Raw genomic sequence first — 22,626 nt, forward strand, 5'->3', positions numbered from 1 at the left:
TCCTCCTCCTTTCTCAAAAGCTTTCGTTGGTGGACATGTATTCGAGTACCCTATTCGTCGCATACTTGATCGCCAACGGTCCTTTCGTACTAATCGATACATCCAACGGGAATACATGCTTTTCTTTTACGGCTTTTAACGATTGCCATACTTTGCTTTGGTTTAACTCCGCCATCGTTGTATCCATTCTGTCCGCATGATCGACCACGAAAATATAATCTGGATTAAGAACCGTGACACCCTCCAGTGAAATCACATCGCCCTCCAGCTTGTACTGCCCCGGAGACTTCATTCCCAAGCCTGTTTCTTGGTCGTATGCATACGAAACGTCATTGTCGTCCAGTACATAAAAAGTGCTTCCATCACCTGTCGCCCGTAAAAACGTTACGGACTTGTCTTTATGCTGGCTTCAACGTTTCAAAAGTAGTCAGCATGCGGTCAGCAAGTGTAGACGCAATCGGTGGCGTTTCTAACGCAAAAAAGTATTCCATCATCCCGAAATGAGTCACGACAATGCGCTTCGGCTCTTTGGGAATCACTACTTCTTTTCCGAGTGCATCCACATACGTTCGCGGCCATTGTTGCTCTGTCGGTTGTGAAGTCGCCTCTGTCGCCGAAGTCGCAACGGGTGTAGCATGCTGCGTTCCACTACTTCCTGTCGTTGTACCTGAACATGCACTGAGTAACAAAGCAAGCCCCAGCACGAGCTTGTGCATTCTTCCTTTCACGTCTATTCCCCTATCCCTCTGAGAATGATTTTCAACAACAATCAGATTGTATGTTTCATTCGATAGGAAGACAAGTTCTGATCTTAGCCTTTTCATAGGATATTCTGAGCCTTCATCAACGTACAATGCTTGCTCCTTGAATTGTCCGGGAGTCAGACCCGTATATTTTTTGAAGGCTCTGATGAAATAGGAGAAATCCGTATACCCGACACCTTCCGCCACTTCCTGAAGAGTGGCATCCGTACGAACCAACAAGTCCTTTGCCTTTTCGAGTCTCACACCAATCAAATAATCGATCGGACTATGACCCGTCTGACGCTTGAACTGCTTCGACAAGTACGGAATGCTGTAATTCAACGTCTGAGCGATTGCCTCCAGCGTGATTGGTTCCGCATAGTGTTGATGGATGTATTGCTTCGCAAGGAAAACGAGATCATGTTGGGTAATCCCCTCTTCTTGCTCATCCATCTGATCAAGCAGCTCGCAAATAAACAGATGAAACCATCCTTTGGCCCGCAATTGTCTCAATTCATCCTCATCCCCGCTGTTCCAAACGGACCGTAGATGATCCAACTTGTCCAACAGAGTGATAGGCTGCTGTGGCACAATAGAATAAGGAGACAAAAACCAGTTGCGGGATTTCAGGAGATTCATGATTTCCTGACGACTTGGCAACGGAATGATTGCTTTATAGAAAATGATATAGGATTCCCATTCGTTATCCGTAACGCTTACGTTGAGAGTCAGCCCTTTGCCCCCATGAATCACATGAAATGTATGGACCGGGTACATCACATCATTGAGCTGCACGACTGCTCGACCTCGAACCGTAAACAAAAACACGCTGGCCGGGAGCTGATAAGCCGTTATTTTTTCACCTGGCTGCACGATCTGATGGCGTACATCCAATACTTTCACGGATGCATGGTTCCACAAAATCATAAGCTCTTTGCGCATCATCGTTGCAATCACTCTCCACTTGCCAGTATTTATATGACCATTATAATTGATAATAATTCTCAATAACAACGAGAAAAAAGCAGAAACCGGCCTGTACAGACGCAGTTTCTGCTTTTTCATTCTCTTACTCGCCTTTATCTCCGAGAACGCGCTCCCGAATAAATCGGGCAACGCCTTCCTCATTATGGTGTGGGGCGATATATTTGGCCACTTGCTTGATCTCGTCAGAAGCGTTTTCCATTGCGACGGAATATCCTGCGCCTGTTAATGCCTCACGATCGTTTTCTGCATCGCCAAATGCCATTACTTTCTCTGGGGAGATTCCCCATTTCTCACAGAAGTATTGAAGCCCTTCCCATTTGGAAACCCCTTGAGGAATCACTTCGACATTCTGCTTGCCAGATGAAGTGATCGTCACTTGCTCGCTCCAAGGCCTCAGTTGCTCTTTCACCCACTCAAGACGATCCGGGTCTTGATGCCAGATGAAGAACTTGACGATTTCTACTTCCCCGGACTCTACTTTTTCCAGCATCTCTGCCAATGGCTCTACGCGAGCGAGCCTGTAGTAAGGAAATTTCAAGATCGAGAAGCCTTCCACAGATGCGTCCTCACTCAGAGTCGCTTCCAAGCGTTCACGGTCTTCTTTGATCATCCAGCGATTGCTGTTGGTATCATGAAGCTCATAATATATCGTTTCTTGCCTCAATGCATGGATCGCACCGATTACCATCTCAGTAGGAAGGAGCCATTTACGGACCAACGTGCCATCCCCTTCGAAAACAGCACCCCCATTGCTACAGACATACCCGTCAAAAGGAAAGGATTCGATCGGAATTTGAGCGGAGCCATACATCCTGCCCGTAGACAAAACGAGTTTGCAGCCTTGCTGTTGTAATTGGCGAAGTGCTTCTTTGGTTCCTTCTGTCAGCTTTGATTCGTGAGTCAGTAAGGTTCCATCCATGTCAAATGCAGCCATACCCGGTGTAAGCAACATATCCAATCCCTCTCATTCGCTTTGGATTTGCCATTGAGTCAACATAGTGAAGGAGAAGAAAAAGCACAGTTCTCTTCGACTCTGACACGCCAGCAGGGGGGATTCACTGGCCGTCTCCACTTTAAAAAGGGGCCCGTCGAGCCAAAGCCACCCTACGGGCGGAGGTTTCTCAAAGAAGAAGTGTTCGACAAGCGTGGTCCCCTTTTTTAAGTTCCGACTAGGTAGGCGTTGTCAAGGTCTGCGAGCCCTGTGCTTTTTCTTCTCACCAGCTTTATTGGTTCATCGATACCTTTTAAAAAGGTAACCTAATACATTCCGATATTGCAAAAAAGGGCACCTGAGGCGCCCCTTATTGTTTCGGTTCTTCGTTTGTATCTTCTTGCTTTGGTTCTTCTTTTACTTCTTCTTTTACTTCTTCCAGCTTCGGTTGAATGTTCACGACCACATCTTTATTTGCGTCTGGATCGTTATCCATTTTACCTGTTTCGATCAATTGCTTGATCTGCTCAGCATCGAGAGTCTCTACACGGAGCAGCGTGTTCGCAATCAGATCGAGCTGATCACGGTGCGTCGTCAGCAATTCTGTACACTTTGCGTAGCACTCGTTGATAATATTTTGCATTTCTTGATCGATCTCGTATGCAATCTGATCGGAGTAGTTACGCTCATTGCCATAGTCGCGGCCCAGGAATACCTGTCCTTGACTCTTACCGAACTGCATCGGTCCGAGCTTGCTCATTCCGTATTCGGTAATCATGCTGCGAGCGATAGCAGTCGCGCGCTGGAAGTCATTATGTGCGCCGGTACTAATGTCCCCAAGCACTATTTCCTCCGCAACACGTCCACCCAACAGACCGACGATTTTGTCGAGCAGGTCCGTTTTGGTAGCAAAGAAACGGTCTTCTTTCGGCAGCATCACTGTGTATCCGCCAGCTTGGCCGCGCGGAATGATTGTTACCTTATGTACCATTTCTGCATTTCTCAGATGGTATCCGATGATTGTATGACCAGCTTCGTGGAAGGCTACTAGGCGTCGTTCGTCTTCGCTCACTACGCGAGACTTCTTCGCTGGACCAGCAATTACGCGGTCGATCGCTTCATCCACTTCTGTCATGGTAATTTGCTTTTTGTTTCTACGGGCAGTCAAGAGAGCTGCTTCATTCAACAAGTTCTCCAAATCTGCACCCGTGAAGCCCGATGTACCCCGAGCAATCACGTCCAGCTTCACGTCTTCACCAATCGGCTTGTTGCGGGCATGAACCTTGAGCACCGCTTCACGGCCTTTGATATCAGGACGATCTACTGTAATTTGACGGTCAAAACGTCCCGGACGCAAGAGAGCCGGGTCGAGAATGTCAGGTCGGTTGGTCGCAGCGATCATGATGATCCCTTCGTTTCCACCAAAACCGTCCATCTCTACGAGCAACTGGTTGAGAGTTTGCTCGCGCTCGTCGTGGCCGCCGCCGAGTCCAGCTCCGCGTTGACGACCCACAGCGTCAATCTCGTCAATAAAGATAATGCAAGGAGCATTTTTCTTCGCATTTTCAAACAGGTCACGTACGCGAGATGCACCCACCCCAACGAACATTTCCACGAAGTCAGAACCAGAGATACTGAAGAACGGTACACCAGCTTCGCCTGCAACAGCGCGAGCGAGCAAGGTTTTACCAGTACCTGGAGGTCCTACAAGCAGTACCCCTTTTGGAATACGAGCACCAACCGCGTTGAACTTACGGTTGTCTTTCAGGAAGTCAACGACTTCCTCCAGCTCAGCCTTTTCTTCGTCCGCTCCTGCTACGTCGTCAAAGGTAACGCGTTTCTTTTCTTCGTTGTAAAGCTTCGCGCGGCTTTTACCGAAGTTCATGACTCGGCTTCCGCCACCTTGGGCGTTGTTCAGAAGAAAGAAAAACAGGATGAAGATGATGACAAAAGGAATGATAGAGGTCAAGAACGTGAGCCAAATGCTGTTGCCCTCCGCAGGATTGAACGCTACATTCTTCACTTTTTGTGCATCGATTTTCTCTTCGACTAGCTTCACAACATCTGAATCATACAAAGGAACATTGGTAAAAAATTTGTTGCTTTCCTGTCCCGGAATAGCTTTTGCCAACGTACCCTCAACCCTGTAAGTACCATTCTCTGGTCGAAGCGCCAACTCAGTGACGTTGTCAGCTTTTAGCTGTATCCGGAATTCCTGATATGTAAGTTTCCCAACCTTATCAGTACCGGAGAGGATGAAATTCACGATCCCGACCGTGACAAGAAAAATCAGTAGGTAGAACCCGGTATTACGAAAAAAGCGATTCATTCCTTACCTCCTCTCACGAACAGACACTTTTCACATTTTATCATAGAAAGCACAGTCTCCACAACAAACCTACTTTGTGTAGACCTCAGGCTTCAATACACCGATATAAGGCAGATTACGGTAGTGCTCGTCATAGTCCAAGCCGTATCCCACAACGAATTCGTCTGGAACATCGTAACCCTTATAGTCTGGTGAAATATCCACCTTGCGACGCTCTGGTTTGTTCAAGAGAGTCACCACTTTTACGGAAGCAGCTTCCCGATGGCGCAACAGCTCTACCAAGCGGCTCAGCGTCAGCCCACTGTCCATGATGTCTTCTACAACCAGCACATGTCTGTTTTGCACAGATGTATCGAGATCCTTCAAGATTTTCACCATGCCGGAGGATTCTGTCCCGCTTCCGTAGCTGGAAACAGCCATGAAATCCATTTCGCACGGAATATCCATGTGACGGATCAGATCAGCCATGAAAACGACTGCACCTTTCAGCACGCAGATGACCAATGGATTTTTATCCTTGTATTCTGCAGCCAGCGTCTTGCCTAATTCTTGAACTTTTACCGCGATATCCTCTTCTGATAGCAAAATCTTCTCGATGTCTTGATTCATGAAAAAACCTCCCGCCAATCTTCTCCAAACTCTACCCGCACGTGTAGAAAACGCCTGGTCTGTCCACTGACAGGCGCTACGGCGGAACGGCGCACACCTGGTATCAAAATCACCTCATCGCCCGCCGTCAAAAGCGGAAGTTTGTCACGCCATGCTCGCGGAAATTTGGCATCAATCAATAAATCCTTTAGCTTCTTCTTTCCATCTGCTGAGCCAAACAGGGTGATGCGGTCTCCAGGTTTTCGGTTACGCAAATACAGCGATCCTGGCAACTGATCGGCATCAAAGACCGCTTCATTCGCCGGGAGTCGCTCCCAATCCATGGGACCTTCCAGGTAAGTAATATGTACCGTGGCCTTACTCTCGTCGATCCAGGTTACACCGGGAACGGCGAGCTCGTAACTATACGTATGTATGCGATCCTGTCGCTTTCTACGACGAAAAGTGATTCGCTCGTACACCCGGTCGACTACCAGGTCATTGGGCAAATGCAATTCCGCAGAAGGGCGACTTCCCCCTAGCATGTGCAAAACGGTCTCCACATGTTGCGAAGACCATTCGGTATGTTTTGAGAGATAACTTAATATTAGAGTAATCATTCTCCTTTGTAAAGCAACGTCACAAGTTTGAAACTTGTCATTGTCCATCAAAAATGCTTCGGGTTTTTTCTCAATCGTTACCTCGTCCAACTGCTCAATCGCCAGCCTCATTAAAAGCGCTTCGTCCTGCCGGATTGCCTCTGCGGTAGCCAAGATATGCTCCCGATACTTGTCATTCACTTTTTCCAATAAGGGCATGACATCCAGACGCAGCAGATTGCGCGTATACTTGCGCGATTGGTTGCTGCTATCCTCACGAGGGACAAGTTGATGTTCCCGACAGTAGCCTTCCAGTTCTTGACGCGTTTTATGCAAGAGCGGACGCACGAGCTCAATCGGGCAATCCGCAAGCATTCTTCGCTTCGGCATCCCTGTCAGTCCATGCAACCTGCTGCCTCGCACAAAACGAAAAAGAATCGTTTCCACCTGATCGTCAGCATGATGGGCCAATGCCAGCTTGGTCGCTCCTTGCGCCAGACCTACTTCTCGATACAGCCGATAGCGAATGTCGCGACTTGCTTCTTGCCCGCCCAGTCCCGTTTTTTCCATATAAGCGGGGACATCATACTCAAACAGGTGGAAAGCCACGCCGAGTTCACGACACAGCTCTTCTGCATAGAGTGCGTCCTGCCTTGCTTCTTCCCCACGAAAGCCGTGGTTCAGATGGACAGCATGCAGCTTCCAATTATACTGGTATTGTTTATTGAGAGAAGCCAATATATGCAACAGTGCGGTAGAATCGTTGCCACCGGAAACTCCGACAACAATGGTCTCACCTGGAAGCAAAAGCCCCTCGGACTCAATCTCATTGCGCACGCTTGCCAGCATAGCGGGCTCCTTTCCAAATCGTCAGAACCGAAATTCCAAATATAAGTCCAGAAGCAATCGCGCCAGCCACCATCAAAGTCTTGGTCGCCAGTGTAATCCCTCCGACATAATCGTTGTTCACAAAAGCAAGCATGGCTTTGTAAGCCAACGATCCTGGTACCAGTGGAATTATGCCCGCGACACTAAAATTCGTAGAAGGAACTCGCAGTATAATAGATAAGAGCTGACTGAGCAAAGAGACAGCCGCCGCCGAAACAAACGTCGACAACAATACCTCTGCACCGTAGATAGGAAGAATCGAGTAGACGAGAAAACCGACCACTCCAGCAAAACCACCCGCTACGATGGTTCGAACCGGCACATTGAACAGCACACACCACGCTACTGAAGAGGCGAAGCTAAGCGCCAATCCTTGTATCAACATCGTACTCACCTCGTAAACGAAAGAATAATGGCTGTGGCTACCGCTACGGAGACAGCTGTCAGCATGGCTTCTACTCCGCGTGAAACACCTGCAACCAAATCACCAGCCATCAAATCCCGAAGCGAGTTGGTGATGGCGATCCCCGGAAACAACGGAAGCATCGCACCAATAATAATGATGCTTAAATGCAACTGCGGAAAGATCGTCACGGTCAACAACGCGAAAAGTCCCCCTAGTAAAGCGGCAGAGAACTCCGTAAAAAACTTCATCCGGACAAACTGTTCTAAATATTCCTGGCTCAGATTCACAATCAACCCTGCCATCGCAGAAGGAATCAGACTACCCCAATCTCCCCCTGCAAGCATAGAAAAGGAGCCGCTGGCCGTAGCGGCTGCTAGATGCTGCAACCATTTCGGATAGATCTGCTTTTTTTGATCGATCTCACGCAGCGTCCGATAGGCTTGCTCCAAATTAATTTTCCCACCGACAAACTGTCGGGAAACATCATTCACCAGCGTAATTTTATTGAGATTGGTCGTACGTTTGGGGGTGCGAACCATTCTTGTATGATCCAGTCCACTGCAACGAAAGGACAAGATGATGCTCGTGGGCGTAGCAGAGCTGTTGACATCATCCATCCCCGCAGCCTTCGCAATCAATGCCATTGTCTCTTCCGTCCGATATGTCTCCCCACCGTTTTTCAAAATAATCGAGCCTGCCAACAAGCAAGTATCCATCACCAAATCTGAGGACACGAACCGTCACATCCTTCACATAAACCATGCGTAATACAAAGTGCCAGCCAATAGGAGTAACGAGGCGACAAAAAGACCGCTAATGCCCGCTCCTACATTCCCTTTCGTCCGCGCTTTCTTTTGCGTCTTTTGCGGTTTGGCGCCCATGCTATCTCGCAAGACTGCCAACAGCTCCGCTCGCATTTCTTTCGCGGTCGCAAACTTACCGTGAAACGCCTTCAATAAAGGCTCCCGGTAAGGGTACAGGCTGTCACTTTTTCGTATTATATCACAGAGCAATATCGTGTGACGTGGGTCACCAAGGCTGTTTTTCCACGTTTCCGTTCCAACCGTCAGACGCACCATCATCACGGCTGTCGAGAACAGATCATAGCTTACTTCAGCCCGTCTATCACCTGCGTGCCAAAAAGCTCGATCATACTCTTCTGTAAACTGCCGAACGGCGTTGCCCAGCTTGGTCACTCCACCGAAATCAATCAAGCGTACCTGCTTGTCCGTTTGGGTAACCATCACATTCTGTGGTTTCAAATCACCAAAAATATAGCCATGCTGATGCAAAACATCCAGTCGCGCCAGCAATTGAACCATCATCACGGCCACCCAGTCCGTACCCTCTTGCTTGATATATTCATCCAATTGCAAGCCTTGAAGATACTCCATAGCATAAAACGTACAGGCCTTCCCGTTTACAACGAGATCGTCCACGTCGCACAGGAGCGGTCCCACTTTGGAATCCCGCCCCTGCTGTGTGCTTTTCAACACATTCACTTCCATTAAAATGTCTATGCCTTCCACACCGATCTTAACCGCGCGCTGTACGCCACCTTGGGATACCAAGTACACGGTCCCGTTTGCACCACGCCCCAACTCCCGTAAGACGTGATACGATTTTTTGTTCCATTTGCCAGTAAAGTGCTTGGGCAGGTCGGGGGTGGCTGCCTTAAAAGACATGGTCACGCAGCATTCCGTTCGAGTCGTCCTCTTCGTCTTGGTCGATGTAACGCTCTTGCAGCGAGCGTGGGAGCTTGTCCTGCTCAAACAGGGCAATTGCCTCTACGATGGCGGGGCCAGTAGGAGTAGTTCCGCTCATCGCCAAATCACTCGTAATTTGATGAGCCTGCTCGACCTTTTCTGTCCACGGAATGCGGATATCGAGATGCTTTTGTTTCCCCGGAAATGAACCGACCGCCATTCTGCTTTGTCCACTCCGCGAATGCAGACTGATACTGAAATCGTGTATCGCTTGCTGAACAGCCGACAGCTTTGGCTTCATACTTCCTGAGGTATCCACCAGCATCACGACGTTCAAGCTGCTTTTTTCACCCAACTCGTCAACCATTCCGGCCACCTGCACTCTTTTATCAGGTGCCAGCTCCTCTATTCCGGAATCGCCCAAAATCTCTTTTAATTCTTTATTGACCACTTGATGAATAGTGCGCGTCATTGCTTTTCGCGTCAGCATTTGTACCGTTTGCGCAAGCTGTTGGGGGAACACGATGTCGCAGAGTCCACCACCTGCTTCCGCAATATCCCTGATTTCCTTCTCCCCTTTTTCACCCAACTCACTCTTGTCGATTACACCAATGACATTGACTGTAATCCCTTGCTCCCGTGCCAATGCCGCTGCAGCAACGGGACTCATTCCCGAGTTGGAGCAGCCGTCTGTCACTACCAGTATTTGACGAAGTGTCGCTTCTTTCACAATAATCTCCCCATTCGATCTGTTTTTATTGCCTCAACTATTGTTGAGGTTCCCTGCTCCGCGCAGCGACCATACATCCACTTCACTTCGCAGGATATTTTTAGCAACAGTATCGACGGGTAATAGAGAAAACATACTCCTAACTCACAATCCGTGGACGCTCGAGCTTCTCCATCCCATGCACTGCGATGGCAGCCCACTGTGGTACAAAGCGGTCAATTCGCGCCACCAACACGGTCATGTCATCGACAATTTGTCCGGAATGCTGGCGAATGACTTTTTCCAATAGTAAATCAGCAACCTCCTGCGGATCATTCGTCTCCAGTTCGCTGATGATTCGCTTCATCCACGCTTGCCTATTCTCAATATGACGTGGCGCCTCATAGATGCCATCGGACATCATTACGAGCAAATCACCTGGCTTGAGCATACGAGATACAACATCCACCTCGATTTCTTCCAAAATCCCCACTGGCAGGTTGTTTGCGGTGATTGTGATGACGTCTTTATTTCTTTTGACAAAGCTCGGGGTGGAGCCGATTTTTACAAAACGCGTATGAGCTGTTTGCAAATCGATCAGAGCCAAGTCCACCGTCGCGAACATTTCCTCCTTGGAGCGCAGGGCGAGCACGGAATTAACGGTTTTGATCGAAATTTTTTCGTCCATACCAGATCGCAGAAGCTGCTGGAGCATATCGAGGGCGGATTGACTCTCTATGGATGCCCGCTCGCCATTTCCCATTCCATCGCTGATCGCCAGCGCCATTTTTCCATTACCCAAATCCATCGTGCGGAAGCTGTCACCGGATAATAGCTTACCGTCTTTGGCCGCTCCTGCGACCCCGATATCGATTTCATACGTTTTGGCGGAAGCAAGGCACATCGTGCATGAGCCGTCTTTTTGCGCTTCACAATGCCGCTCGCGAACCACAATGTTTTCTCCCAAAATCTCCGTGAGCATGGGAGCCACGATCTTCGCGCATTCGTCGCGGCCATAGCAAGTCGGCTGACTGATTTCGATATCGACCTTGCCTTCTTCCAAGCTGTGTATTTCTACGCGGCGTACCGACAGACCCAAACCCTCCAATGCTTGTGAGACCTGCTTTTCCTGAAAGCTCAGCTCCATGCCCTCTCGTTGTATTTCCCGGGCAAAATCACTCATGACACGAGAAACTCCCGATAGCTGGTCAGCTACAAGCATCCGGCTTTCCTTTACCTGCTTTTTCAGTTGGTCAAACGACTGCTGGCGATCGTATTCTTGCTCCATTACAGTCATGACCTTTTCGGTTTTGACACACTTGCGCTCCCAATCACGCGGCGGAGTAACACCTGCCAAGGTACCGTGCTCATACACTTTTTCCCTTAAAAAGCGCATTCCCTCATAGGTCGATTGCGTATCTTTTTCCCAGCATTGTTCTTTTTTCCAGCATTTCTGGCAGGTGAATTCAGATACGCGGCTGAGAAAAGCATCGGCCTGTTCTTCTATTTCTTCAGGATCGGCTGTCTGGGCAAAGCTATGGGAGAGTTGCGTAAACAAATCGGAGAATTGCTGGATTTTGCCCGCAGTCACATCGCGGACTCTGCGCATGTATTCTTGATGGGATTGTAGATTCTCGGGGGTCCCAGGGATAAATCGAGCCACTTTTTTCCAAAGAGCAGCAGGGGTCAGAATGAAGAGCACAATGGCCAGAGAGGTTTCAATCAAGGAGTAGTAGAGTGTCTCTTCTGCTCCACCGTAAATCGCAAGAATAGCCGTACCAATCAACAAGCCTGCGGATACGCCGACTTTGCCGCCTTCCTTCAGCAAACCTGCCAAAAGACCGGAAAAAGCGAGCAGATTGATTTGTAAAAGAGCACTCACATTAGCCAGACTGAGGATGAGACCTGTGACCACACCAACAGCCGCACCGATCGTGCCACCACCGACAAAAGCAAAGACGAGCAACAAATAGCGTGTAAGTACATGCTCCATCGAAATGCCTTCGACCATCCAGTCCACAGTACCCGTCATCAAGGAAGCCAGTAAAATGACTAACGAAACGATCTCTTCATTTTTGAGAGGTTCGTAAGGCTTCGCCAAATGAATGATCGATAAGGACTGGATGAAGATGAGCGTCAGTACAAAGCCAAGAATCGCTTCCACTGCTACCATCACAAGCTCGTAGGTCGTTACCTGATTGGTCAGAACCGCATACAACAGACGGCTGATGAAAATCGTCCCGACGACCAGCAAAGGCGTCCGTGAAAAATCTTTCTTGCGCATTTTATTCATCAATTTGCAGGCAAACAAGGCAAGTATCACGCTCAACGCGGTTTCCAGTCCAACAGGTACCGACTGGGTAAAAGCGCCGATAATAAGAGCCATCCCCGTGACAAGCAAGCAATCTCGGCGAATATAAAACATGACAATGAAATACGGTATAGCAAAGGGGGTTAGCTCTTCCACAATCAGAGCTCGTCCTAATAAGAAGCCCATGAGGATGGGGAGAACATTCCACTTTTCTATGAAATCTGCTACTTTTTCTCCCCACGTCTGGGCAGTGGTACCCATTCGATCGGACACTTGCCGCGTCCAAGCTTGTCCGGCCTGTGTTACGTTTTTGTTCGCAATCATTTCGCTCCACCCCGTTCTTGGTCAATGTGTTTCTCCATTATACGGAGGGGGCATTGTAAAATTTGTCAAAAATCCAATGAATATTCACAGAATCGTGCGACAAATTCAGTAACGAAAACGGACAAAAAAAACCGACGTTATGGCGGATAACGTCGGCTGACAGGTGATTCGCGCTTTGCGAAACGGGCTTAGGATACTTTATTCGTCAAGACTTTGAAATGACCTTCCTATTTTTACAGTCAAAATGCGCTTTTCACAAAGAAAGAAAAGTCACAATTTTCCGAATCAAAAAGACCGACCGCGGCCCTTTTTCTCTACGCTTTTCTTCAAGGAGGACTGCCTGTCTTCACTTTCTTTCAAAAAGCGGTTCAGCTTTTCTTCAAAACCTTCACTTCGCTCCCGCTGATAGCGGGGTGGCCGTTCCTTTTCCATTGTTTTTTTGATAGAAAGCCCGATCTTGCCCTCACGGAGGCTGAGGACTTTTACCTTTACCGTGTCTCCCATTTTTAAAAATTGATGGATGTCCCGGACGTAGACGTCAGCAATTTCACTAATATGCACCAGTCCGGTCACATCGCCCGGCAGTTGAACAAACGCTCCGAATTTGGTGATACCCGTGACTTTCCCTTCCAGTATGCTCCCGACCTCGATCTCCATGACGTGGAATGCCTCCCTCTCGTTGAAGATCAGATGTATACTCAATCCGGAATGATATAGATGCTTTCGCCCTGCTTGGTAAACAAAATTCGCTTACGGACCAGCTCTGCCAAGTACTCCTGATCGTTTAGCCGGCTTGCTTCATAGGTCAGATCTTCTTGCTTTTGCTGCAAGATCGCTGATTCTTGCTTCAGGGCTTCCAGCTCTGTCTCCTTCTTGGACAACTCGCCACTTTGCAAAAACAAGGTATAGCTAGTCCAGACGAAAAAGCACAGGATCACAAAGAAAAAGAGACGCATTCTCCTTCTTTGCCCTTTTCGGTTAATGGAAGAGGTTCTTGCTTCCTTCATCAGTACGCCACCTCGAATCTACTCCCGCTTTCTCTTTGAGTGAAACCAATTCTTCCAATTGGTCCAAATTCCTGTTGTTTTTCCGTACATTTTTTTCCACAAATGTTGACCCCATCTGGCAAAAGGGGAGGTGACAAAACGCGTCACTTTCCACAAAAAGCCGAGGATCGCGAGCAACACGGAATACAAAAATGTCAGCACCATGATGATCACTCGGAAAAGAAAGAGCACAGGACGTACAAGCAGGATGTCTATAATTTTTACGACCGTACGGTAAAACCACTGACAGAATTTTATCACGCGATGCAAGAAAAGGATATACTTCTTACTACCTAATAAGAAGTAAAGCCACGCGCCAAATAGCATTCCAAAAAATATCGGAAACCGAATAATCCCGTCGTTCACTTTCACCAAAATCAAGAAGACAGCGCCCATACTGCCCACCCAAAAAAGGATATCAAAGAAAAAGACCAACCAGAGTGGCAGTCTGGCCTTGCCCTTAAATACATGGTACGTATCGAATCCCATACCCATCAGTGCACCACACGTCGACATGGCCAATACCGTCTGTAACTGGATGGCAATGTTCACTTGAATAACTTGCCGAAGAATCCTCTCGACCGATCGCCGGCCTGCCCTTGCTCCAGATAGGCCATCTCGTGAACGAGCCCCTCGATCGCTACTTCTCCGGTTTCCAGACTCAAATTTTTCATATGCAGGTTTTGGCCTCGTATGGTTAAAAAGCCGCCGTCCGTCTCCAAGAGGAATTCTTCGCTATCAAAGCTTTCGACGTTTTTTACTCCCGATATCGCTAAGCTGCGACGATTAATCATCACGACTTCATGACGTGGCCGTCTCGTGTGATCGTTCATGATTACTCCCTCCTCACGTACCCTTCTTGTACTATCATATGGGGAGGGATGTCCTGATAGAACAAAAACGGTCAATACCGTTTTTGTTGACTGCAAGCGGTCGCATTAACTCTAATGAATAACATTTCGATGTTTTCTACAAAAAAAACCCCGTATGAATACGGGGTTTTTGCCAGACTGTCCTTACTTGTAAACGGTGTAGTTCCCGTTCACATAGATGATTTTGTAACCGGTACGCTCCGTGATGGTTTTAAGAGGCAGAGTAGGAACGTTGTTTTTCAGCTGAACCGCTGCAGGCAGCGTTACATTTTTGCCATTGATGGTCGCTACGTTTGAACCGACCTTGAATTGCATGACCGTATTGCCGCTCACGACTTTGGCAGTCGTTTTGGTGTAGCTGATCGAAAACCCGAGGGCATCACGGAAAAACGTAGTTGGCATCAGCGTGTTGCCATTTACGGTATACGGTGCCACTGCGAGTCCGGTTGTTTTACCAGCCTTCGTAAAGGAAGCGACATTCTGCTTGAAGCTGACGCCATTTAGAGACACGATGGTCGCTGGACGAGAGAAGAGTAAGCCCCTCTCCTCGGAGTTGTAGACACCAATGTTGTACACACCTGGAGTAGCCGGATTCACAATACCAGCTGTCTCGGCGATATTGACCTGAGCTGCTGTTTTTGCCGGAATATCCTGGGCAGGAATAATAATCAGATTTTGTCCGCGCACACCAACAAAGCTAGCGGCCACACCGTTCACCGTTACTGTGTTTGCTGGCAAATAGGCTGGAACACGGAAGCCAACAGGGAGTACGACTTCAATGAATCCCTGATTGCGAACAATCGGAGCACCCATGGCTTTGATACCGATTGAAATTCCAGCAGGAGTAGAGGCAGTCGCTCTTGTCAGCCCAACCGTTGCCAATGCGTTGTCCACGGCGACTGGTGGAGTCATTCCTGTAATTTGGAATTCCTTCGACTTATAGGACTTGTTGTCGATCTTGGCCGCCACGGTATATGTTCCCGCTGTTTTCGGAGCGGTCAAGTAGCCTTCGAATGCAAACTTGATGCTCGCGCGATTTGTGCCATTGAATCCGTATGGCGTGCGGAAATAAACCTTATTCCCCAACACGCTTACATTCGTCACTTGAGAACCATTGACAGTGACGCTATTGCTGGTAAGAATCGGCGGAACAGTTACCTCACTTGGGAATTCAACTTCGATTTCTGCGTTCGACCCCAGCTTGGAGGAAAGATCCACTTCAAACGTATAGCTCGTGCGCGCCCCAGCTGCACTGTCCGACAAAGAAACGGTGAATGGCGTATTACTTATGCCTGTAATTTCAACATCTTTTGACTTGTACTTCTTGCTGTCATATTCAATTTCATACGAATAGTACTTGTCTGCTTTGGATGGGTTTACAATCCCCGCTGAGGACGTAAACTCCAGCTTTATGTAGCTATCGCCGTCTGCACCACTCGGAACCTCAATCCGAATCGAGTCGTTGTCAACGATCGTGACGTATTCTGCTTTGTACCCATTTACAGTCACATCAGACTTGCTGATGCTCTTTGGCAGCATGTCTTTGGAAGGGAAATCGACATAAATGTACTTGCCATCTTTCAGCTTGCTCTTCGAGGAAAGATTAAATTTTCCGAGCGTTAAGGAGATTCCGTCCTCGGCATTTTTACTACTATGGGAGGCCTCGAAGTCGCCCTTGCTGCTACTACTGCTACTGCTCGAAGATTTGCCGATGGTGATTTTTTTACCCTTGTAGCTGTTTTCCTCACTCGTTTTTACTTCGATCTCATAGCTGCCCTTGTCTTCCGGGTTGGTGATGTTATCAATAGTCAATGTGAGAACAGTGCCTTTTTTGATCTTTTCATCGACTTCAATCTCCACTACATTTTTGCTGACGGATACGCTGTCGATCGAGATCTCATCATCATCGTCATCTTCAAGCGTGATGTCTGATGTTCTCAGCTTTTTATCTACCGAATAATCTGAAGGGAATCTAACGTAAATACTATCCCCTGCTGTTAATTCCTTATTGATTTCAAACTCAATCGTATATTCTGTTTCCTCGTCTGCATCTGTATCGTCTGCAGAAACATCCTCAATAGAGAGAGCATAAGCCGCTTTTGGCTCGAGCATCAGTGGACTTGCCAAAACCGCAGTGGCCAGCAGCACTGAGATCCCTTTGTTTACGCTTTTTTTCAACGGTAACGCCTCCTTCTCTACAATTTCCTTACTATGATAGGAAATGTTCGGCAAGAAAGGGTTACAGACTGGTAACGAATGATTTAACCCACAGTTTGGAAAAGTCGATCCATCCAAACGAATCGACCGCAATTCCTGGGGATCGTAGGCGTTATCCTCACCCGCTTGATCGTGTTGCAAATGGATTCCAAAGAACGTTTACTTCCCCACACAAAAGAAGCTGCCCGATGACACAGGCAGCTTCTTCTTTTGTAATGTCTACTGGTTCGACAGGCTCTCCAGGATGGCATCGCCTCTCTCACCAATTTTCACAATAGCGTATTTGGCATTCCGCTCGACTTCAAGTCCGGTTCCTTCTGGGACAAAATAGCTTTCTATGCCGTATTCCACCTGATTGCCACCGATTGAACTTCCATTAATCACCACATCCGATGACTGAGGCTCGTAGGCTCGATTCCATCGACCATCGATCTCATAATAGCCACTGTAGCTGTGCAAGCCATCTGCTTTTTGGCGGAGTACGACTCGAATCTTATCCCCTGAGTCAACCTGTTCCTGGTCCAGTGTAGAAATGGTGTAGCCAAGTCTGACGTAATCACCTTGGAGTAACGAACGCGGATCGATTGGAACCAGCTCCAGCTTCACCGTTTTTCCGTTGGCCAGGATCGTCTCACTGCTCCATACTTGATAGCCAATCAAAACAAATTGCAGCAAAATGACAGGAAGCAACACAAACGCTTTTCTCACAAAAAGGGAAGGCTCGCTTCTCGGCCACTCAATTTTCGACCTTCGATCCCACCACAGGGTAGCGATGAAAAACACCAGGCTGAGCAAAAGCAGGCTCAGTGACTTGTGCAGCAAGCTCCATAGCATGTCGTAGTACTTCATGAGGAGAAAGGCAAACCAGAAACCGAGTACAATACCGAATCTCACCTTATTTTGCTGATGCAATGTCCGATACAACAAATACGTGCTGACTGCGAAAAAAGCCAGATTCACTACCACATTCATGGAGCCCGATTGAAATCCTTCCTCTGTCAGGATCAAAAGCGAGAGTAAGGCGTACACCAACGAGCTGTTTTGCAAAACGACTGGCAATTGCTTTACGTAATGCATCGCCAACTGCGTAGCAAATATGATCAAGAGTACATATTCAAAGGAAGGCAGGTACTCATCCAGCTTCGTAGCGAGGACGACTAAAAAAGTCAGCTGTGTCATAAGCCGCGCCGGAATGGCAGAGACAGCTTTCCACACGTATAACAGTACCAACAGGAAAACGATCCAGTAAGCTCCTTCTAAAAACAGAACAGAACCGACACCCAATATATACCCCATTGTGAGCAGCGTATATCGTACCGTTGCATTCATCCCACTCATAAACACCACAGGGCCAATAAAGCCAATTAAGGAAAGGAAAAACAGCAAATCAATAACCGTTTCCTCTTGAATGATCAGAAAAAGCAGACCTGCTATCGAAATAGCTCCAATAGATGCGGCAATGGTCGTAACGAGAACCGTAAATGCCTCTTGAAAAAACACAACCCATTTGCTTTTTTGATACGCTGATTCCTTGCGCAGCCAATTAATCCCTGCAACTGCTCCCCAAATAATGAGTACGGTCAGCAGCAGCATCAAAATAAAGAAGCCTTCTGAATAATACATCACCATGTAAGATATGAATTTAACGAGCACAAACAGCGAGAGCAGCGAGGCTGTCACAATCAGAAGCCCGCGACTCGGCACCCACTTTAAAAACGTGACAAACAGGATGCCCCCGGTAAGGACATATAAAAGCTCAGGAAACGAACCGTATACATCCGTGAAAGCTGACCAGAAAAGACTGACGGAAAAGGTCAGAAAAGATAAGTAGTAAATCGGTTTAGAATGTAACCTTCCTGTCGTAGTTAGCCAGAACAAGACCATATTTCCCAAAGCAATCAACCAAAAAATCATGAACCACCACTCGTCTTCGCGCGCTACATGAATGACTGATGGATGGAGAAAGAAGTAAATGGCCAAATGAGCGAGGACATAGCTGATGACATAGAACGGCTGATAGCGCGTGAAAATCGCAAATAACAAATTCGGAATGAGCCATACGACGAACAGCATGTAGCTATCGGCGTGACTATTGTATATTTGCCCCAACAAAGCCACGCTGATGCCAAAGGCCAAGCCACCAGCCACCAGAAGCCAATTGCTCAAAAACGTATGACGTTTGATGAAACGCAGTCCATAGGATAACAAATAAAAAAGAACGAGGATTGCCACACTGACGCCGATCTTTTGCTCCCTGACCATAAGCGGCCAGTTCGAGGCAAAAAAGTACAGGATAGATGATAACAGAAGCGAAATAGACAAAAAGTAGCCCGTTCGAACTCCGTTTTGTTGCACACAGCACACATCCCTTCGGAAATGCCTTCAGGTACTCTCATTATATCCTTTGCTTGGAAAAAAAGCCTAAAAAAAGACTGCCATCTCGGCAGTCTCTTTTCGTTGTACATTACCCTTTGAGGTAGGCGTCTTCTTCTTTTTCATCACGCGGAACGGGAACTTCGCCAATGACTGTATACAGCGAAGCCGCTTCTTCCTTGCGCGGGTTTTCCTTAATGTCCTCTACTTTTACTGACACGATTTTTTGTCCGAAACGGATCGCCAGCTTGTCGCCGATTTTTACGTTACTGGACGCCTTTGCAGGGCGATCGTTGATTTCCACACGCTGTTTGTCGCACACTTCTTTTGCGAGCGTGCGCCGCTTGATCAGTCGAGACACTTTCAAATATTTATCAAGTCTCATGTTTGGCTTCCTCCCACCATTTGTCCATCTCTTGCAGGTCTGTCTGCTCGAAGGTACGACCCGCCTCTTGCAGCTTGCCTTCAATATAGGAAAAGCGCTTCTTGAACTTGTTGTTGGTCAACGCGAGGGCTGCTTCCGGATCGAGCCCCAGGAAGCGCGCCAGATTGACTACCGCAAATAGCAAATCACCCAGCTCGCCAGCGCGTTCTTCTTCTGATGCTTCTTGCAGCTCGCGGTACTCCTCTTCTACCTTTTTGTACACGTCTGCAATATCATCCCAGTCAAAGCCGACTTGGGCTGCTTTTTTCTGCAGCTTGTACCCATACATCAGTGCTGGCAAATCACGTGGTATTCCCGCCAACTGTGATTGAACCGTTACATCGATACCTTTTGCTGCTTTTTCCTGTGCTTTGATCTCCTGCCAATTCGCCAGTGCTTCCTCGGAATCATTCGCGCTCTTTTCCCCGAATACGTGCGGGTGGCGGCGAACTAGCTTTTCATTCAATGTCGCGACAACATCATCTACCGAAAAATATCCGTCTTCGGCTGCCATCTGCGAATGCAGCATGATTTGCATCAACAAATCACCTAGCTCCTCACACATCGCATCTGGATCATCGTCGTCGATCGTCTCCAAAACCTCGTACGTCTCTTCAATCAAGTTTTTGCGGATGCTTTGATGTGTTTGCTCGCGATCCCACGGGCATCCATCCGGACTGCGCAGGATCGCAACGATCTCCTTCAAGTAGGAGAATTGGCGGTACGATACCTTCTCATCCTTCGTCGGCGGTACATACACCAGGGACAAATTCCCGAAATGATCGAGTCTGTCCAGTTCATACAACGGCACTGTCTCAATGATTTCTTGTCCCGCTACCCCTACGGCAGTCGCTACCGTCACCTCGTAATCGTCCGGCAGCACTTCCATCAAGGTCAGCTTCACATCAGAAGCCACAAAGGCATCGTACACTTGCGCGATAATCGTATGCAGACCCGGAGATACTTGATGAGCAGCGAGCGCCGTCCCATCTAGCAAAGAGAATCCCTCGATCGGGTCGATATGTAGGCGGGCAAACAACGGATCGATAAAGCTCTGTCCACCGCCAATTTCGATCTCTACTCCACGTTTTGGTCCCTCTGCCAACAACAGCTGCACAGTACGTTCCGCCACCAAAGGATGGCCAGGCACGGCATAGACAAGACTGCCTGCTTCGTTTACCTGTGAAAAAAGTCGCTCCACAATATCGGTGTACACATCGGAAAACGTATCGTGCTGCTCATATACAGCATCAAAGGACTCAATCGCGATGCCATCTGCGATCAGATCGGCTACGACCGGATGCTCTTTCGTGCGCAAATACAGCTGTTTGGCAGCTTTGAGTGTACGATAGATGCCATAAGGGAGCTGGTCCAAATCTCCGGCACCAAGACCGACCACGGTAATGGTCTTATTCTTCATTTCCACTCGTCACGCCTCCTTTTCGTTCATTCTCGCTTTCTCCGCTGGGAGGAGCTTATATTTCGTTAACAGCGAAGCAATTCGCTTTCCTTTTGGCAAAAATTGAATATCATTTCTCGTAAGTCCACCCGTTTTCAAAAGTGCCAGCAAATAGACCAATGCTCCTGAACCGACAGCAATTAAGCCTACCAGCGTATGGAACAAGCGATTTGAAAGTCCGGTACTGCCGAGCACTGTATTAGCGAGCCACTCGACCAGCAACACGACAATCGACATCACCACGACGGAGATGAATGGCTTTTTCACCGTTTGGCGGAATCCGATTTGTGCCCCCGTGTATTTGCTTACCGCAAGAACGTTCAGTCCCATGGCGACCAAATAAGCTAAAACGGTGGACACTGCTGCACCAGAGATGCCCCAGAACGGAACGAGCGCCAGATTGAGGATGAGCTTCACCAATACACCAATAAACAAGTTGCGGGCAGGTCGCATTACACGTCCCAAGCCTTGCAAAATCCCCGCGCTGGCAATACTCACCGTGGCGAAAATAATCGTGAAGGACTGTACAGCGAGGGCCTCGGTACCGTTGCTGTCTCCGTAGAGCATGACGTTGATCGGCTCCGCCAACAGAGCAAGTCCAAAGGAAGCAGGCAATCCTAACAGGAAGGTCAGTCGAATCGCTACTTCGGAACGATGAGAGATCAATTGATGCTGGCGCTGGGCAACAGCTTCACTGATCGCAGGCACTAATGCCAGAGACAAGGACGTGGCGAAAAACGTACCAAACTGAATGAGTGGCTGACCACGGTCAAATGCACCCTTCAAAAGCTTGGCTAAGTCCTCCGGGGTCCCGCTCCATTGCAGCATATTGACGACGGTCATCGAGTCTACAAGCGGAACAAGCGGCAAAACCAGTGCCCCCATACAAATCGGAACGGCATAGGTCAAGAGATGACGTAATATCTGGCGATTGGTCCACGAATTCGCGGTTGATTGCTGCACTTGATTGATGGTCGTTAGCCCCATCTGCTTGTCTTTTCTCCAATACCAAAGCAAGACGAGAATAGCAGCAATGGCACCTGGAAAAGCAGCAAAAACGGCACCTGTACCAGCCATGTACGGGTCCTGATACATGTTCATCGCCCAGAATGCAGCGACCAGGATGAAAATCACGCGAATGAACTGCTCAGCAACCTGAGAGACGCCAGTCGGCATCATATTTTGATGCCCCTGAAAATAGCCGCGCAAGATCGCAACCATCGGCACCAACGGGAGTGACCAAGCTACCGCTCGGAGCGGGGTAATCAAATGCTCATCACCCATCATACGGGCAATCATAGGTGCCCCTCCATATAACAGGAAGAAGAAAAAGATCCCGAGAACAACCAGCGATATACTGGCTACTCGAAACGCCCTGCGCGCCCCGATCGCATCCCCGACAGCGACGCGCTCTGAGACGATCTTGGAGATGGCGATGGGAAAACCCGCCGTCGCCAGAATCAACAACGTGGTGTACAGCGGGTATACTTGCATATATACGTACAAGCCGATATCCCCGGCAATGTTTTGGTATGGGATGCGGTATACAGCGCCTAACAGCTTGGAGACAAGACCGGCAATTCCAAGTATCGCCGCGCCTTTCACAAATTGAACGGAAGCCTTTTCTTGAGCCATGTGCGTGAAATTTCTCCTCTCCAACCTAAAACTTCGTTCATTATACCACAAGGCCATAGGCACAAGAAAAACAGCCCCG

The 22,626-nt window shown here is 48.3% G+C and carries 19 protein-coding genes and 1 pseudogene; all 20 read right to left on the reverse strand.

All coding sequences use genetic code 11. The features are described from left to right. Positions 1–13: 13 nt before the first annotated feature. A pseudogene (locus HPY28_RS25640) lies at positions 14–385 on the reverse strand (ABC transporter substrate-binding protein); the annotation flags it as partial. A gap of 13 nt (positions 386–398) precedes the next feature. Continuing rightward, positions 399–1,808 carry a helix-turn-helix transcriptional regulator gene (locus tag HPY28_RS25645; protein ID WP_174231690.1) on the reverse strand — a complete coding sequence of 470 codons (1,410 nt, stop codon included), beginning with the start codon at positions 1,806–1,808 and terminating at the stop codon, positions 399–401. A 4-nt stretch (positions 1,809–1,812) separates the two neighbouring features. After that, the gene (locus HPY28_RS25650; RefSeq protein WP_017246963.1) at positions 1,813–2,682 is read right to left on the reverse strand and encodes a Cof-type HAD-IIB family hydrolase; all 870 of its coding nucleotides are present in this window, start codon (positions 2,680–2,682) and stop codon (positions 1,813–1,815) included. A gap of 349 nt (positions 2,683–3,031) precedes the next feature. Then, positions 3,032–4,990: an ATP-dependent zinc metalloprotease FtsH gene (gene ftsH, locus HPY28_RS25655; RefSeq protein WP_017246962.1), complete on the reverse strand. Its 1,959-nt coding sequence runs from the start codon at positions 4,988–4,990 to the stop codon at positions 3,032–3,034. 69 nt (positions 4,991–5,059) lie between these two features. Further along, positions 5,060–5,599: a hypoxanthine phosphoribosyltransferase gene (hpt, locus tag HPY28_RS25660; protein ID WP_017246961.1), complete on the reverse strand. Its 540-nt coding sequence runs from the start codon at positions 5,597–5,599 to the stop codon at positions 5,060–5,062. Further along, positions 5,596–7,026: a tRNA lysidine(34) synthetase TilS gene (gene tilS, locus HPY28_RS25665; protein WP_017246960.1), complete on the reverse strand. Its 1,431-nt coding sequence runs from the start codon at positions 7,024–7,026 to the stop codon at positions 5,596–5,598. The genes hpt and tilS overlap by 4 nt, the downstream gene beginning before the upstream one ends. Further along, positions 7,004–7,450 (reverse strand): threonine/serine exporter family protein, encoded by a 447-nt coding sequence (locus tag HPY28_RS25670; RefSeq protein ID WP_017246959.1) that lies wholly within the window; start codon positions 7,448–7,450, stop codon positions 7,004–7,006. The genes tilS and HPY28_RS25670 overlap by 23 nt, the downstream gene beginning before the upstream one ends. Before the next feature lie 5 nt (positions 7,451–7,455). Beyond that, a complete protein-coding gene (locus HPY28_RS25675) occupies positions 7,456–8,205 on the reverse strand; it encodes a threonine/serine exporter family protein (protein ID WP_017246958.1) in 750 nt (249 codons plus the stop codon). A 15-nt stretch (positions 8,206–8,220) separates the two neighbouring features. After that, positions 8,221–9,156, reverse strand: coding sequence for a serine/threonine protein kinase (locus HPY28_RS25680; protein WP_254613005.1), 936 nt, complete (start codon positions 9,154–9,156; stop codon positions 8,221–8,223). After that, the gene (locus tag HPY28_RS25685; protein ID WP_017246956.1) at positions 9,146–9,907 is read right to left on the reverse strand and encodes a vWA domain-containing protein; all 762 of its coding nucleotides are present in this window, start codon (positions 9,905–9,907) and stop codon (positions 9,146–9,148) included. The genes HPY28_RS25680 and HPY28_RS25685 overlap by 11 nt, the downstream gene beginning before the upstream one ends. A gap of 139 nt (positions 9,908–10,046) precedes the next feature. Continuing rightward, positions 10,047–12,521: a stage II sporulation protein E gene (spoIIE, locus tag HPY28_RS25690; protein WP_106836629.1), complete on the reverse strand. Its 2,475-nt coding sequence runs from the start codon at positions 12,519–12,521 to the stop codon at positions 10,047–10,049. Positions 12,522–12,806: 285 nt separating this feature from the next. After that, on the reverse strand, positions 12,807–13,178 hold the full coding sequence (locus HPY28_RS25695) for a S1 RNA-binding domain-containing protein (RefSeq protein ID WP_017246954.1): 372 nt from the start codon (positions 13,176–13,178) through the stop codon (positions 12,807–12,809). A gap of 41 nt (positions 13,179–13,219) precedes the next feature. After that, entirely contained in the window at positions 13,220–13,528 is a 309-nt protein-coding gene (locus HPY28_RS25700) for an FtsB family cell division protein (protein WP_017246953.1), read from the reverse strand. An 18-nt stretch (positions 13,529–13,546) separates the two neighbouring features. Beyond that, positions 13,547–14,119: a spore cortex biosynthesis protein YabQ gene (gene yabQ, locus HPY28_RS25705; protein ID WP_017246952.1), complete on the reverse strand. Its 573-nt coding sequence runs from the start codon at positions 14,117–14,119 to the stop codon at positions 13,547–13,549. Continuing rightward, positions 14,116–14,400: a sporulation protein YabP gene (yabP, locus tag HPY28_RS25710; RefSeq protein ID WP_007726414.1), complete on the reverse strand. Its 285-nt coding sequence runs from the start codon at positions 14,398–14,400 to the stop codon at positions 14,116–14,118. Before yabP ends, yabQ begins: the two co-directional genes overlap by 4 nt. Before the next feature lie 183 nt (positions 14,401–14,583). Further along, on the reverse strand, positions 14,584–16,617 hold the full coding sequence (locus HPY28_RS25715) for a copper amine oxidase N-terminal domain-containing protein (RefSeq protein WP_173624223.1): 2,034 nt from the start codon (positions 16,615–16,617) through the stop codon (positions 14,584–14,586). A 258-nt stretch (positions 16,618–16,875) separates the two neighbouring features. After that, positions 16,876–19,011: a GDYXXLXY domain-containing protein gene (locus HPY28_RS25720; protein WP_174231691.1), complete on the reverse strand. Its 2,136-nt coding sequence runs from the start codon at positions 19,009–19,011 to the stop codon at positions 16,876–16,878. 109 nt (positions 19,012–19,120) lie between these two features. Then, entirely contained in the window at positions 19,121–19,414 is a 294-nt protein-coding gene (locus HPY28_RS25725; protein ID WP_012683879.1) for an RNA-binding S4 domain-containing protein, read from the reverse strand. Beyond that, positions 19,404–20,873 (reverse strand): bifunctional methyltransferase/pyrophosphohydrolase YabN, encoded by a 1,470-nt coding sequence (gene yabN, locus HPY28_RS25730; RefSeq protein ID WP_174231704.1) that lies wholly within the window; start codon positions 20,871–20,873, stop codon positions 19,404–19,406. Before yabN ends, HPY28_RS25725 begins: the two co-directional genes overlap by 11 nt. A 9-nt stretch (positions 20,874–20,882) precedes the next feature. Further along, positions 20,883–22,547 carry a putative polysaccharide biosynthesis protein gene (locus HPY28_RS25735; protein WP_173624225.1) on the reverse strand — a complete coding sequence of 555 codons (1,665 nt, stop codon included), beginning with the start codon at positions 22,545–22,547 and terminating at the stop codon, positions 20,883–20,885. Positions 22,548–22,626 lie beyond the last annotated feature (79 nt).

This window comes from Brevibacillus sp. HB1.2, assembly GCF_013332495.1.
GTDB classification, from domain to species: Bacteria; Bacillota; Bacilli; order Brevibacillales; family Brevibacillaceae; genus Brevibacillus; species Brevibacillus porteri.